The 14,317-nt window shown below is 54.1% G+C and carries 13 protein-coding genes and 2 pseudogenes; 7 read left to right on the top strand and 8 right to left on the bottom strand.

Annotated features, from left to right (window positions below; all coding sequences use genetic code 11):
- Nucleotides 1-149 precede the first annotated feature (149 nt).
- The 7 genes and pseudogenes from KGP16_RS21570 to KGP16_RS21600 form a co-directional block, all read left to right on the top strand.
- The gene (locus KGP16_RS21570; RefSeq protein WP_037375824.1) at nt 150-497 is read left to right on the top strand and encodes a YacC family pilotin-like protein; all 348 of its coding nucleotides are present in this window, start codon (nt 150-152) and stop codon (nt 495-497) included.
- Nucleotides 498-650: 153 nt separating this feature from the next.
- A complete protein-coding gene (gene speE / locus KGP16_RS21575) occupies nt 651-1,514 on the top strand; it encodes a polyamine aminopropyltransferase (protein WP_021806257.1) in 864 nt (287 codons plus the stop codon).
- 25 nt (nt 1,515-1,539) lie between these two features.
- Nucleotides 1,540-1,947: pseudogene (locus KGP16_RS21580) on the top strand (S-adenosylmethionine decarboxylase); the annotation flags it as partial.
- Nucleotides 1,948-2,015: 68 nt separating this feature from the next.
- Entirely contained in the window at nt 2,016-2,633 is a 618-nt protein-coding gene (gene tnpA, locus KGP16_RS21585; RefSeq protein ID WP_223500317.1) for an IS66-like element accessory protein TnpA, read from the top strand.
- Nucleotides 2,630-2,977: an IS66 family insertion sequence element accessory protein TnpB gene (gene tnpB, locus KGP16_RS21590; RefSeq protein WP_223499772.1), complete on the top strand. Its 348-nt coding sequence runs from the start codon at nt 2,630-2,632 to the stop codon at nt 2,975-2,977. Before tnpA ends, tnpB begins: the two co-directional genes overlap by 4 nt.
- Nucleotides 2,978-2,996: 19 nt before the next feature.
- Nucleotides 2,997-4,568, top strand: a complete 1,572-nt coding sequence (locus KGP16_RS21595) for an IS66 family transposase (protein ID WP_223499771.1) — start codon at nt 2,997-2,999, stop codon at nt 4,566-4,568.
- 31 nt (nt 4,569-4,599) lie between these two features.
- Nucleotides 4,600-4,992 (top strand): annotated as a pseudogene (locus KGP16_RS21600) (S-adenosylmethionine decarboxylase); the annotation flags it as partial.
- A 75-nt stretch (nt 4,993-5,067) separates the two neighbouring features.
- On the opposite strand, the gene KGP16_RS21605 reads toward KGP16_RS21600, so the two are convergent.
- The 8 genes from KGP16_RS21605 to KGP16_RS21640 are packed head-to-tail and all read right to left on the bottom strand — an operon-like array spanning nt 5,068 to nt 14,285.
- Nucleotides 5,068-5,760 carry an O-methyltransferase gene (locus tag KGP16_RS21605; protein WP_094981449.1) on the bottom strand — a complete coding sequence of 231 codons (693 nt, stop codon included), beginning with the start codon at nt 5,758-5,760 and terminating at the stop codon, nt 5,068-5,070.
- A gap of 50 nt (nt 5,761-5,810) precedes the next feature.
- Entirely contained in the window at nt 5,811-7,127 is a 1,317-nt protein-coding gene (locus KGP16_RS21610; protein WP_181817536.1) for an LLM class flavin-dependent oxidoreductase, read from the bottom strand.
- Nucleotides 7,120-8,337 carry a nucleotidyltransferase family protein gene (locus KGP16_RS21615; protein ID WP_115159310.1) on the bottom strand — a complete coding sequence of 406 codons (1,218 nt, stop codon included), beginning with the start codon at nt 8,335-8,337 and terminating at the stop codon, nt 7,120-7,122. The genes KGP16_RS21610 and KGP16_RS21615 overlap by 8 nt, the downstream gene beginning before the upstream one ends.
- Nucleotides 8,324-9,424 carry an aminotransferase class I/II-fold pyridoxal phosphate-dependent enzyme gene (locus tag KGP16_RS21620; RefSeq protein WP_223500318.1) on the bottom strand — a complete coding sequence of 367 codons (1,101 nt, stop codon included), beginning with the start codon at nt 9,422-9,424 and terminating at the stop codon, nt 8,324-8,326. The genes KGP16_RS21615 and KGP16_RS21620 overlap by 14 nt, the downstream gene beginning before the upstream one ends.
- A complete protein-coding gene (locus tag KGP16_RS21625; protein WP_094981446.1) occupies nt 9,421-10,476 on the bottom strand; it encodes a hypothetical protein in 1,056 nt (351 codons plus the stop codon). Before KGP16_RS21625 ends, KGP16_RS21620 begins: the two co-directional genes overlap by 4 nt.
- On the bottom strand, nt 10,460-12,622 hold the full coding sequence (locus KGP16_RS21630; protein WP_223500319.1) for an FAD/NAD(P)-binding protein: 2,163 nt from the start codon (nt 12,620-12,622) through the stop codon (nt 10,460-10,462). The genes KGP16_RS21625 and KGP16_RS21630 overlap by 17 nt, the downstream gene beginning before the upstream one ends.
- Nucleotides 12,623-12,645: 23 nt before the next feature.
- On the bottom strand, nt 12,646-13,578 hold the full coding sequence (locus tag KGP16_RS21635; RefSeq protein ID WP_021179718.1) for a putative PEP-binding protein: 933 nt from the start codon (nt 13,576-13,578) through the stop codon (nt 12,646-12,648).
- Nucleotides 13,579-13,601: 23 nt separating this feature from the next.
- Nucleotides 13,602-14,285 (bottom strand): Thymidylate kinase-like protein, encoded by a 684-nt coding sequence (locus tag KGP16_RS21640; RefSeq protein ID WP_021179717.1) that lies wholly within the window; start codon nt 14,283-14,285, stop codon nt 13,602-13,604.
- Nucleotides 14,286-14,317 lie beyond the last annotated feature (32 nt).

Raw genomic sequence — 14,317 nt, forward strand, 5'->3', positions numbered from 1 at the left:
ATCGAAAGCTTAAGATCCGCAGCCTAAACCCTCCCCTTAGTGGAAGGTCAAGAGCTACTATTAAGGAGTGTTAAGCCCACATAATTAATTTGGTGCCTTTACAGCCAAGTGTGGTAACGTCAGCAGATATTGAACAGGTCTATTTCATGATGAAAAAAACAACGTTGTTAATGCTATTGCTGACTATGCTGGGCTTTTCCAATGCCAGCCTGGCGCTAAATGAATCCGAAGCGGAAGATCTTGCCGATCTGACCGCGGTGTTTGTCTATCTGAAAAACGATTGTGGCTACAATGATTTGCCTAACGCACAAATCAAACGCGCCATCGTGTACTTCGCCCAGCAAAACCGTTGGGATTTGACTAACTATAATAGCTTTAATATGAAATCCCTGGGTGAAGACAGCTACCGCGATCTCAGCGGCATTGCTATTCCTACCCCCAACAAGTGCAAATCTCTGGCGCGCGACTCCTTGAGCCTGCTGGCCTACGCCAACTAACTTCCCCTGCTTTCTCTCAGCCTTGCCAACGATAGCTGGCAGGGTTTGCCATCGCCTATCTGTTGCCCTGCCGACAATGCTGTAATTTGCCACACGTAGGGTTTATGATGTTGCGCTCATTTTTCATGGTTGTTATTACGGAGTAACCCGCACATGACCCAGAAAGAGATTTGGTATGAAACGCTGCATGCCAACTTTGGCCAGTACTTCTCAGTAGAGCAGGTACTTTACCGTGAGAAAACCGAGCATCAGGATCTGGTGATATTTGAAAACCCGGTGCTGGGCCGCGTGATGGCTCTCGATGGCGTGGTACAGACTACCGAACGCGATGAGTTTATCTATCACGAAATGATGACCCACGTGCCGCTGCTGGCCCATGGCCAGGCCAGGAAAGTGCTGATTATCGGCGGTGGCGACGGGGCTATGCTGCGTGAAGTCTGCCGCCATCAGGGCGTTGAACAGATCACCATGGTTGAGATCGACGCGGGCGTGGTGGAGTTCTGCCGCCAATACTTACCGAATCACAACGCCGGTGCCTATGACGATCCCCGCTTCAAGCTGGTGATCGACGATGGCGTCAATTTCGTCAGCCAGAGCGACGAAAAATTCGACGTGATTATTTCTGACTGTACCGATCCGATCGGCCCCGGTGAAAGCCTGTTTACCTCGGCGTTCTATGAAGGTTGCGCACGCTGCCTCAACGAGGGTGGCATCTTCGTAGCTCAGAACGGCGTCTGCTTCCTGCAGCAGGACGAAGCGGTCAACAGCCACACCAAGCTCAGCCAGTATTTTAACGACGTCAGCTTCTATCAGGCGGCGATCCCAACCTATTACGGCGGCATCATGACCTTTGCCTGGGCCAGCCAGAATCCGGCTTTGCGCCAGCTGGATGTCACCACGCTGCAACAACGCTTTCATCAAAGTGGCTTAGACTGCCGCTACTACAATCCGGCAATTCACGCTGGCAGCTTTGCCCTGCCGCAGTATTTGCTCAATGCACTGAACGTTTCACGTTAAGCGAGAAGATAGGGGCTAAATCTAATTGCAAAAGATCAAACTGCACGGCTTCAATAACCTGACCAAGAGCCTGAGTTTTTGTATTTACGATATTTGTTATGCCAAAACCGCAGACGACCGCGACGGCTATATCGCCTACATTGACGAACAGTACAATGCCAACCGCCTGACCGAGATCCTCAGTGAAACCTGCTCGATCATTGGCGCCAATATTCTCAACGTCGCCCGCCAGGACTACGATCCGCAAGGCGCCAGCGTCACCATTCTGATGAGCGAAGAGCCGGTCGATCCGAAAGACGTGGATACCTCTGAACACCCAGGGCCGCTGCCAAAGACGGTGGTAGCACATCTGGATAAAAGCCATATCTGCGTTCACACCTATCCGGAAAGCCATCCAGAAGGCGGCCTGTGTACCTTCCGGGCCGATATTGAAGGTAAGCGTCTCATCCAGACCGTCTTTCATTTTCGCCCGTGTTTCCTACCATGGACACTTTCGCGAACATGGACACTACCGTGGACAAAAATACGCCTTACTCCAGAAGAACCTGGATCACCACTGCACTCAGCCTGCGATTTAACGACGCACTGACCTACCGTGAAATCGCTGAACAACTCAATGTCAGCTCTTCTGCCGTTCATAAAATGTTTACGCGTTTTCGACGCACCGGCATTAACTGGCCACTGCCGGAAGGGTATACGCCGGAACGCCTTGAGGATGAGCTTTACGCCTTCAACCTCGAAACCAACCTTCCCGTCAAAAAACGTCGTCCGGACTGGCCTCTGGAGTTCAGGATCCGTATGGCGGAGCTGAGCCTGCAGCCGGGGGCCTGTGTGGCAGAGCTGGCGCGGCAGCATGGAGTTAACGACAATCTGGTGTTTAACTGGCGTAATCTGCATCGCCAGGGGCTGCTGGATCCTGCCAGCAGAGCCACACTCATCCCCGTCACCGTGGAGCCTCTTTCGCCTCCGCCAGGGCGGACCGGGACCGTATCAACGGACCTTCCACCGGTCATCAGTTGCAAGCTGACGCTACCGGGCGGAAGCCTGAGCCTGACCGGGCCGCTGACGCCGGAGCTGTTGCGCGTACTGGTCAGCGAACTCAGGGAGGGTGAGGCATGATTAACTTTCCCGCAGGGGCGCGCATCTGGCTGGTTGCCGGCGTGACGGATATGCGCTGCAGCTTCAACGGGCTGGCGTCGAAGGTGCAGAACGCGCTGCGGGATGACCCGTTCAGCGGGCATCTGTTCATCTTCCGCGGCCGTCGCGGCGACATGATAAAGGTGCTGTGGGCGGACCGGGACGGCCTGTGCCTGTTCACCAAACGGCTGGAGCGGGGGCGCTTCGTGTGGCCGGTGACCCGCGACGGTAAGGTGCACCTGACGCCGGCGCAGCTGTCGATGCTGCTGGAAGGCATTAACTGGCGGCATCCGCAGCGGACGGAACGCCCTGGCCTGCGGGTGTAACCTGCGCTAAAGTGGGTTCATGGACACCTCATACCCCGATGAAAACGCCCGGCTCAGGGCGCTGCTGCAGGAGCAGCAAACGACCATCCGCAAAATGGCGGAGTATAACCGCCTGCTCTCGCAGCGGGTGGCGGCGTACGCCAGCGAAATCAGCCGGCTGAAGGCGCTGGTCGCTAAGCTTCAGCGTATGCAGTTCGGCAAAAGCTCCGAAAAGCTGCGTGAGAAAACAGCGCGCCAGGTCAGTGAGGCGGAGGAGCGCATCGGCGCCCTGCAGGAGGAGATGGCGGAGGTGCTGGGTGAGCAGCACGACCCGGTACTCCCGCAGCCGCTGCGCCAGTCTTCCGCCCGCAAGCCGCTGCCCGCCTCGCTTCCCCGCGAAACCCGCACGCTGCCGCCGGCAGAAACCGCCTGCCCGGAATGCGGCGGCGAGCTCACTTCGCTGGGCTGCGACGTGTCGGAGCAGCTGGAGCTCATCAGCAGCGCCTTCAAGGTTATCGAAACGCAGCGGCCGAAGCTGGCCTGCTGCAGCTGTGACCACATCGCACAGGCCCCCGCGCCGTCAAAACCCATCGAGCGCAGCTACGCAGGCCCCGGCCTGCTGGCCCGCATCGTCACGGCGAAGTTCGCGGAACATACGCCGCACTACCGCCAGTCGGAAATATACCGCCGGCAGGGCGTGGAGCTGAGCCGTGCCACGCTGGGGCGCTGGTCCGGTGCGGTCAGCGAGCTGCTTGAGCCGCTGTACGACCTGCTGCGTCAGTACGTTCTGATGCCGGGTAAGGTGCACACCGACGATATCCCTGTGCCAGTGCAGGAGCCGGGCAGCGGCAAGACGCGCACGGCCCGGCTGTGGGTCTACGTGCGTGATGACCGCAATGCCGGTTCACAGCTGCCGCCCGCGGTGTGGTTCGCGTACTCGCCGGACCGTAAGGGCGTGCATCCGCAACGTCACCTTGCCGGGTACGGCGGCATCCTGCAGGCGGACGCGTACGGCGGCTATAACGCGCTGTACGAAGACGGCCGCATCACGGAAGCGGCCTGCATGGCCCATGCCCGCCGAAAAATCCACGACGTTCACGCCCGCACGCCGACAGATATCACCACCGAAGCGCTGAGGCGCATCGGTGAGCTGTACGCCATCGAGGCGGAGATACGCGGCAGCCCGGCAGAAGAACGGCTGGCAGTACGTAAGGAGCAGACTATCCCGCTGATGCAGTCGCTGTACGACTGGATACAGGTGCAGATGACGGTGCTGTCGCGCCACTCGGATACGGCAAAGGCATTCGCGTACCTGCTGAAGCAGTGGGACGCGTTAAACCTGTACTGCAGCAACGGCTGGGCGGAGATAGACAACAACATCGCGGAGAACGCGCTGCGCGGCGTTGCCCTGGGCCGGAAAAACTGGCTGTTCGCGGGTTCAGACGCGGGCGGAGAGCGTGCTGCCGTACTGTACTCCCTTATCGGCGCCTGCCGGCTGAACGGCGTAGAGCCGGAAGCTTGGTTGCGTCATGTGCTCACGCATATCCAGGACTGGCCGGTAAACCGGCTGCGCGACCTACTGCCGTGGAAAACCGACCTCACATCTGAATAAACGTCAATACGGTCTGGATGAGACGCTTACTATTGAAGTCTCTACCTGCGGCGTAATTTCACCGCTCAAAGCGCTGAACTATCTGATCCACCAGTTGGAATCCGATATCGTCACCATGGACTATCGCGTACGCGGTTTCACCCGCGATGTCGCCGGCGTAAAGCATTACATCGATCATGAGATCAATTCGATCCAGAACTTTATGTCCGAGGATATGAAGGCGCTGTACCACATGATGGATGTCAATGTGTATCAGGAGAACATCTTCCACACCAAGATGCTGCTGAAGGATTTCGATCTGAAGCACTATCTGTTCAACGCCAGGCCGGACGAACTGAGCGAGGCGGAGCGGAAAAGGATCACCGATCTGCTGTGGAAAGAGATGCAGGAGATCTACTACGGGCGCAATATTCCGCACCTGTGACTGCCCCCCGCCGTAAATTGGGCAAGGTTTACGGCGGACCTTGCTAAAGATACCTTATTAGCCTTGTGAAGCAAATCAGGGCAAATCCATGGAGTTTTGCTTCTTCGGTGACGATTTATCCACCCGCAACAACGCAAACCCATCCCAGCCCTTTTCGCCCACCGTTTGTAACGCGGTTGCTGTCAATTCTGGAAATTGTTTCACCACTTCAAGCGTCTGGCAGATCCCGTCAGCATGAACATCACGTTCAGTATCAATAATCGCACCACCGCGGATCACATTGTCCATGATGATCACACTGCCCGTCCGGCCAAGCCTGATGGACCATTGCAGATATAACAGCGCATTCTGTTTATCAGCATCGATGAAAACCAGGTCGAACGGAGCTTGTTCTTGTAACTCAGGCAACAGCTCTGCCGCCTCGCCAACCTTGATCGTCACCTTGCCGGACAAGCCAGCACGCGCAATATTTTCACGAGCAACAGCGGCATTTCTCTCTTCTTTCTCCAACGAGATCAAGCAACCATCAGGGGGTAACGCCTGTGCCATGAGCTGAGTGCTGAATCCACCCAAGGTCCCTATCTCCAGCACCCGCTGCGCCGCGCTGATCTGCACCATCAACAGCAAGAACTGCCCCTGTAGGGGAGAAACATCGTGCGGCGGCAATCCTTGCGCCGCGTTGGCCAGAAGCGTTTGCGCCAGATTTGGATCCTCGTTTAGTAACTGTCGCTTAAGGTATTCATCTACTTGCTGCCATTTTTGCTGCATCCTGTTTCTCCAGTAAACATTCCGGTAACAGTATAACGCAAAGGAAAATACTAGCCGCTTAACCCCAGATGGTCTCGCAAGGTGCGCCCAGTATAATGCTGGCGAAACAGCCCACGCCGACGCAACTCTGGTACCACCAGGTTGATAAAATCGCTCATTCCCCCTGGCAACCACGGTGCCATCACATTAAATCCATCGCTCGCGCCAGTACTAAACCACTCCTCCATTTCATCGACAATCTGCCGTGGCGTGCCAATCAGTTGCCAATGACCACGTGCGCCTGCCACATGCCGGTACAGTTGCCGTATAGAATAATTCTCCCGCGCAGCCAGTGATACCAGTAACTCACGTCGGCTTTGGCTGGCATTACTGGGTGGAATAACCGGTAATGGCCCATCGAGATCGTGACCGGAAAGATCGATGCCCCCCAATTGAACCTGCAATAATGCCAACCCGACCCGATCATCAATCAACGCCTGGAGTTGCTCAAACTTGTCCTGCGCTTCCTGCTGGCTACGGCCGACGAAGGGGAACATCCCCGTCATCACCAAAGGTAGCTGGGCGCGCCCAGCTTGTTGTGCCCTTTGTTTAACATCCTGGTAAAACATTCTAGCGGTTTGTAATTCATGCTGTGCCGAAAATATGACCTCACTGGTACGCGCCGCCAAGCTACGCCCGGCCTCGGATGCGCCAGCCTGTACGATCACTGGAGCACCACCAGGGCAAGCAGGTACGTTTAAAGGTCCCTTAACCTGGAAAAAATCCCCCTGGTGATTCAGTGGGCGCATTTTTGCCACGTCAAAAAACACCCCGCTTTGTTTGTCGAAACAAAAGGCATCATGGTCCCAGCTGCGCCACAATCCGGCCACAACATCAACAAACTCTTCTGCACGCAGGTAACGACGATCATGTTCTGGATGACTATCCAGACCAAAATTATCGGCTTCAAATGGGTTTTGAGAAGTCACCAGATTCCACCCCGCTCGTCCCTGGCTAAGATGGGCCAAAGAGGCAAATTGACGAGCTAGATTATAAGGATGGTGATAGGTGGTCGTTGCCGACGCAATCAAACCGATACGTTCCGTGCACGCACTCAATGCTGACAGCAAGGTTAACGGTTCAAACTGCCCCACGTAGCGATGTGCCCCACGGCTCAATTCTGCCCAGTCATCCCCTTTTACAGCCAGACTATCGGCAAGAAAAATGAAATCAAATGCCGCACTTTCCGCCATACGGGCAAACTCGGCGCAGTGCTGAAAATTGATACCTGCATTAGCCTGAACACTGGCATGTCGCCAAGCTGCAATATGGTAGCCGGTGGGATACCAGAAAGCCCCCAGTTTCATCATCGTATGGTGCTCAATCATCCTGCTTCTCCTCTAATATTACGCCAGGGCGCAATGCCTCCCTTGTCAGATAAGCCTGTAATTGTTCAACTTCCTCATCACTGAACAGGCCACAAACACCGAGCAGAAACGTGCCTGCTGGCGAGGTTAGCATCAGGAATTTTTTGTAACGTGTCAGGCCGATCGCTGCGCAACGTTGATCAATCAGTATCGCATTGACAGTCATGCCCCAACGTAATGCGCAGCGTATGGCCCAGGGACGATCCAGCAAACTGAGGACATTGAGTTGCCAACTCCCCTCTTCACAGGCCCGATCAATGGCCTCGCGAGCACGTTGCTGCCACAAGAGCGATGTCGCTCCACTATCGCCGTGAATATTTCGCGCCAGATGCTGCAACAGCAGTGGAGGGGATTGCTGGTAGCGGTGAAACCCTGCCAGCAGTTTTTCCACCTGCGGCAACAACCGTGCTTTCGCAAGCTCATCAAACAGTGCCTGCGGAGCTATGCCAGCCCCCATAAACAGGCAATGACCGTCATACAGATCGCGTAGCATGCACTCAGGACGTGTTGCCAATTCCATAAAGAAAACTTTCAGCATCGTGTTCACATCTGGCACACACAATGGTATCCCGGAAAATTGCTGTTGCACCGCATAAGGTTCCAGTTCATCCCAATCAATCAGGTGGTATTGGTCAACCGCAAACTGCCCAATGTGTAATTCCACTCCACCATCCTCCAGGCCTTGTTCGAAAATGAAACGAGCAATACCACACCATTGCGCAGTATCGGGGTGCTGATAGAAACGAGCCATAAAAGGGAGAGAAAAACCGCGGCGAAAGAGCTGCGTGGCAAAACGGCAAAACGCCGGGAAATCCCGGACGACAATGTCCAGATCCTTGGCAAAACGCTCGATGCGTTCCGGGTACAGTAGCTCGTGACCAAATCCTTTCATCAACATGGCACGAGGTTCATTGCTGTCAAACTGCAAAGCTCGGATTGCCTCTAGCCAGCTATTCCGTTCGCGCCGATGCGCCGCAAGGATCTCCGATAGTGCTGGCGTCAATGGTTGATCGCTGACATTGTGATAATAATCGGCCACCAGCGGCAGAATTTTGTGCCGTACCGCTGCCTCCAAGCATAGTTGCCACTGTTCTTGTGACAGCGTATTGCTCAGCACCTCCGCTTGAGAGCGATCAAATAAAAAAATCGTTAATAGCTTATCGGTATCCATCGGTTCCCTCGCTATCGGAATAAGATGTCATGCAATGTTGTAAACGAGCCATTCTTGCTGGTAATAATGGGACGCTCAGACGTAGCAAAGTGATCGCTGCATCTCCTCCCCGCCAGCAGAGATGATGCTTTCCTTTGACGCCTCTTGCTTCCAACGCTTCCCCCATTTCCGGCCCAAGAAACCAGTAAGGCAGGGCGCTACTGGCCGCGACCAAGGGCTGAGCATCAAATAGTTCGAGAACTTGCCGTTTATGGCGGGTAATCTGTGCTCGCAACTCGGCGGTGGAATCACCTAGCGCCAAAATGTTGGCGGCGATACGCAGCGACAATGAAGCATTGAGCAACGGTGGCAACGTCTGGCGCACCCGGGCCTGCAGCTCACTGGCGCACAGGCATAACCCCACGCGTAATCCCCCAAGCCCCCAGCCTTTTGACATCCCGCGCAGTACAATAAGATTGGGCATCTCACCAAGCAGAGTCACCGCGCTATAAGTCGGCGAACAATAATTGGCATTAGATTCATCGATCAACAGCAACATACCGCGCTGCGCCAATCTCTGGCACAGTTGCCGCAGTTTCACGAGATCGCCATAGTCATCATTCAGCAGCCCCGGACGCTCCAGAAACAACATATCAGCCCCAACGGCACACATTGCGGAACCAATATCCTGCTCGCTTCCTGGCGCCATGTGATAAGGCTCCCGTCCTGCCTGACGCAGATACCAGGGATAATCCGGGTAAACATCACCGATAATCGCCACACGTCGCCCTTGCGATAAATATGCCAACGCGGCCAATAACGAAATGACCCCCGCACCACAAGACAGAGAAAAATCATCATGTGCCAGAGAAAAAAAATGTTTTACCGCCTGGCGTAACGTCATATCTCCCCAAGGATCGGTGACGGCATAGCGGTAGATCTCGGGTAGCCCTGTCTCAGTTTCCAAGTGCAAAGTCTGTTGGATGACAGCACTGATATCCGGCTGGATAAATGGCCGTTCATCCTGGGTCCAGGAGAGATTCAGTATTGTTGGCGTATCGTCCAGCGCGACCATGCTCTGATAGGAATCAATGGCTCTGGCAATCATAAGTCCTCCCATACCGCATAGGGGACTGACATTTCCTGAGCCTGCAGTGAGCCATGTTCATAGCGGTAGGAGGGGGGGGAGATAAAACGGTTCTGTTGCGCAATCAATAACAGGTTACCCATACGCGATGAACCTGAAGTTGAAAACAGGGATGTTCGCGGCATCACCAAGGCGATATCGCCAATAGCGCTGGCCAAACGTTGCTGCATCGCAGCTTCATGTTCCTGCTCAACATAAAACCAGCGTGTGCGTCCAGCGCCCCCCATCGTTGCGCCAAATTCACCACAAATCTGCTCTATCGACCGGGCAATGTCAGAATCATGCTGTGTCGGCACCAAGCCATGATCGGCATAGGCAATCACATCACACCCCTGCGCCACCAAACGCTCAGCCAAGGATGCTAACCCACAGAGGAATGCCTCTACCCGGTCGTCATAACCGTTAAGGTGAATATATTGATCGACGTCGATAAAACACCATAACAGGGTCGGTGCCGCACCGTTCAGTCTCTGCCCGACCGCGCCTTCCAGGCGCGCGATCATCTGTGCTGGCGGCACCAACGGCTGGTCCGTATAAAAAGCATGATTATCAACATGTGCAACGCCCGTCAGCAGCGCTCGCGTCCAGCTTCCCTGGATGGGCAACAGATCGCCGGCTATCGCCTGTGGGGTGAACCCATAGCGGTAACAATCGGTAAACAGATTAGCCGTGGGAGGCGTGATGGCATCCCCCTGATAATCACAGATGTTGATCAACGTTGCCTGCGCCGGATCAGGCCGAAACACGACGCCGGGAACACCATGCTGTTCTATGCTCTGCCCCGTCAAACTACTCAACCAGCAGCTTGCCGAGGTTGAAGGAAATATCGCCTGCCATGGTTCCTGATGGGCATAACGCCAGCAACCCTGTGCCAACTCGGAATAAATACCGTCGACAGCGAAGATCACTTGATGGCGTGGCTGCTTTTGCCGCTGTTGATAAGCCATACGTGCCGCAATACGTTTGCGAAATTGACGCAAGCTATTTACACTGTTTTCAATTGGTAACGTCATACCAAGGCGTCCCCTCAGCTTGCTTCACCGACTCTCTCAACGCCTGCAGTATTTGAGCTGCCCACCGATGGGCCACATTTAGCACCGCGCTGTTGGCTCGAGGACGAGCCGCAACGTTCTGAAAGAAACAGACCCCTTCGACAGGAGCACCAAGAAATGTCAGACGGGTTTCAATAGTGTTATCCAGGGTTCGTGGATGGAATGCTTCAGTCAGCATCAACCCCCCCGGAATAAACCGCTCTCCCCCCGGATCACGGTTTTCCCATAGTTGGATCAGTCCTTCGCGCAACATTGAAGGATAGAGTGGACTCTGCTGATAACGAGCGTCAAACGGGTGCAGACGAGCACAAGCTAAATGATCGATCTTCAGCCGTTGCCCACGGCCATGCAGTATGAAACCCTTTCCGGAACGCGCAGAACTAATGTGTACACCAACTGGGGCCAGCACGACTAGCCCCTGGCGAATAAGGGCCGCCATTTTCTGCATCGCTTCAACACCCGCACCATTTGACAAACGGTTGTAATAAGACATCCATAACGTCGAAAATTCGCGTTGAGAGGCGGGTGTTAAGCCACCAAAATCGGTGACAGCAGAAAATACGGCGCGTAAATCACGCCAAACACCATCACAGGCAGCCTTCAATGGATTAAATCGGTTACCTTGACGTGCCGCCGCCAGATCTAACTCTAACCAGCGTAGTACCTGGTGCTGCCGTTGCGACACGCTCCCTGTTGGCTGGCCGGTGAAAGGTTCGAAAATACACAGCCAGTCAAACCGATGTTCAGCCAGGTAGGGCGAGTGCCCCCATTTCACCTGTTGCGGCGGTAACGCACGGAATGCCGTCACTACCTGCTCAGCAGGCAGCTCCTGGTCAGTCAATGTCCGGTAAAAAGCCGTGGCCAGGCGCATCAGTGCAGGATCGTCGCTGTCTTGCCTGGCGCAAAACCTCTGAAACTCTACAACTGCCTGGTCAAATAACTGCTGGGCGGGTTGTAGTAACCGCTCAATATCCCGTTCAACTTGATGGGGGACGGTGGACAGGAATGATAGATATGCAGGGGTCACGGCCTCGATCAACCTCTGGCCCCAATCTTCGCCTAATAAAGTGCGGTAATAAACCAACGCCATCTCCAGCACCACCAGTGGAAATACATCACGCCGGAAATCGAGTTGCCGCTGGCAAGAACCGTCAGACAAGGTAGCGCTGCGCCCATGGTTCTTGCGCAGTAGCGTAATCGCGGACTCACTAAAAAACTGGGGCTGATGAAAGTGTTCCGGCAAGACTTTGGCATTAACCGGGCGGACAGAATACATTTTTCCACTTGGGCTAATTGCCTGGATCTGGGCGGGTTCATTACCACTGTGTAGATAACGCAGCTCACCATCATCGCCAGCAACAAAGCGGCCGCCGCGTCCTTCGGTCAGGTACAAACAGATATCAATAGCCGTCAGCCCCATACCAAGCAGCCCTATTCGACTGCCAGCATCGACAGTTTGCAGGCTGAATCGCTGTTCCAGTGGATAGGGATAGGAAATATACCGACTGTTGCGTGCGTAGCGTGCTTCATCCGTCCCTGGCCTAGGACGGCAAGGAGTATGGCCAGTAACGAATAAAACATGATCGGCCAGCAAGGCGTCCTGGTTGCTGGCAAACGACATTTTGAAACCGGAATAGTGACGGCGTACATAAGTCACTTCGTCATGATGCGCGATAACCTCGACTCCGGGTAATTGATTGAGCAGTTCGGCGTAAAGATTAAAATGATCGCGTAATGCCAAGCCATGCAGATATCGGTGTGGCACATCATGTGCGGCAAGATTGAAACGCTCATCTCCCGTTTGCTGATAACGTTGTTGACACCATTGATGAAAAGTCAATCTTAGCGGCAGAGGCAGCAGTACCGAGGCAGCCTGGACGGACTCATCCGCCGCAAAGGCTATTTGATCAACGCACCGGTTGAGATAACTGCTCGATGGCTGCTCATCACTATGTGCGACGCCAGCGCCTGCCCTGCCATGCGACTCAAACACATGGATGTGCAATGAGCCTGAAACCGGTTCTCTGCGTAGCAAAGCCAATAAGCGTTCCAGGGCATAAACCGATCTCGGGCCACCACCCACTATCGCCACCACATAGTTATTCACCGGTTATCTCCTGCCTGCGCTATTCAGCTTTTCGGTTTTTTGTGCCAATGCAGACCTTGGATAGTCATGGCATCGTTATCGTTGGCAACATCGAGCAGAGATTGAGCCCAAAGACGCAGGCGTTTACGGTTATCCCCTTTCTTAAAGTTGAGCATGAAATCCATGTCTTGATAGTCTTTGAATTTCTCGCCAAAGAATGCCGGGAACGAAGAATAATGCACGGTAATAGCATCCATGCCGGTCTGTTTGGCTATGTCGAGGAACTCCGGTTTCATATAGCCGGCGATGCTGATACGACCATGACTCAACGTTTGGCGTAGCGATTTCAGCATACCAATCAGAGCAGGATGGTTGTGGCGATCGTAGCCGCTACCCCGGCTGGCACCAATGGTCAGACTGCTGAGATCGTTCATCCCCACCAGAAAATGTTCAATGCCAAGTTTCTCGATGTCCGATGCGTGCCAAAACGCCGCTGGTGTTTCCATCATGCAGGAAATTTTGTTAGGGAAAGCAAAGCGGCGGGCATAATCCATGCCGAACTCTATTTCAGCCATCTCACAAACGTAGGGAAAGATGATATGCAAATTCGGGTGTTGTTTTGCCAACTGGGTAATGACATCGAATTCAATTTCGAAAGTATTGGTCAATTCCATCGCCCTGCGCATACCGCGCAAACCAATGGTTGGAAACTCTTCCAACACATATTCGTCATATCCTTCCAGCATGTTGATTTCATTGGCTGGCGCATCAATAAAGCGATACCAAACGTCCTTGTCTGGAAACACCTTTAACACGTTCTCGATATAATCAATCATCAATTGGCGCCCATCCGGGGCGGTAAGATACTTGCCCGCGCGACGGAAAATATACTCGCCACGCAGCAACCCAATCGCAGAGACCTCCTGATAAATACGTGGATCAATCAGCTCGCCACTTAAAGAGACTTCAATCTCCATGACATTGTCCTCACTCAATAAAATTAGCTATTTTTAACCGGTAGAAAGGCGGCACCCGCCGATGGAGCGGCTAAATAACGCTCCACCCCGGCACATAGGGCTTGGAAAACCTGTTCAGGGGGCTGACGGCCATCAACCCTGGTCCAATCCTGTTCGCGAGCATGGCGTGACAAAATGGAATAAACCTTGTTCATCTGTTCGAGGAAACGTTCATCACTGCATTCAAGTTGGTTACCACACTCGTAAGGCGCGTGCGTATCACCGTTGTCACGCCGCCAAGCGATAATCACGTTAGGTTCAACATCGAGAAACAACGTAAGATCGGGGGACGGGAAAGGAGCAATCAGCTGCGATAGCCAAGTCTCGCTCAACCCCAGAGCCATTTCCGTCGCGACGTGTTTTTGCCAACCACCATCAAGCAACACGATTTCATCCGCGGCTGGCGGCTGGTGGCAAAGCTGGATGGCGAAAAGGTTAAACAGAAAAAGTGCCCGGCTCTCACCACGCATTTCAGGCAATATTTCATACATCAAGGTACGGTAGCTACACCCAAAATACCGAGCTTCAGGGTACTTTTCAGCTTGCAGGGCATCACGTTTGGCTAGTGTACGCACCGGCAATCCTGTCGTTTTCTCCAACCAGGGGATCAGCCATTTTAACTGCGTTGATTTTCCTGCCCCGTCACATCCGAGAAGATTGATCAGCATGGCGGATCCTGTACAAAGAGACGAAACTCCCC

Origin of the sequence: Serratia sp. JSRIV006 (assembly GCF_019968685.1) — a bacterium.
In the GTDB taxonomy this organism is placed as follows: domain Bacteria; phylum Pseudomonadota; class Gammaproteobacteria; order Enterobacterales; family Enterobacteriaceae; genus Chania; species Chania fonticola_B.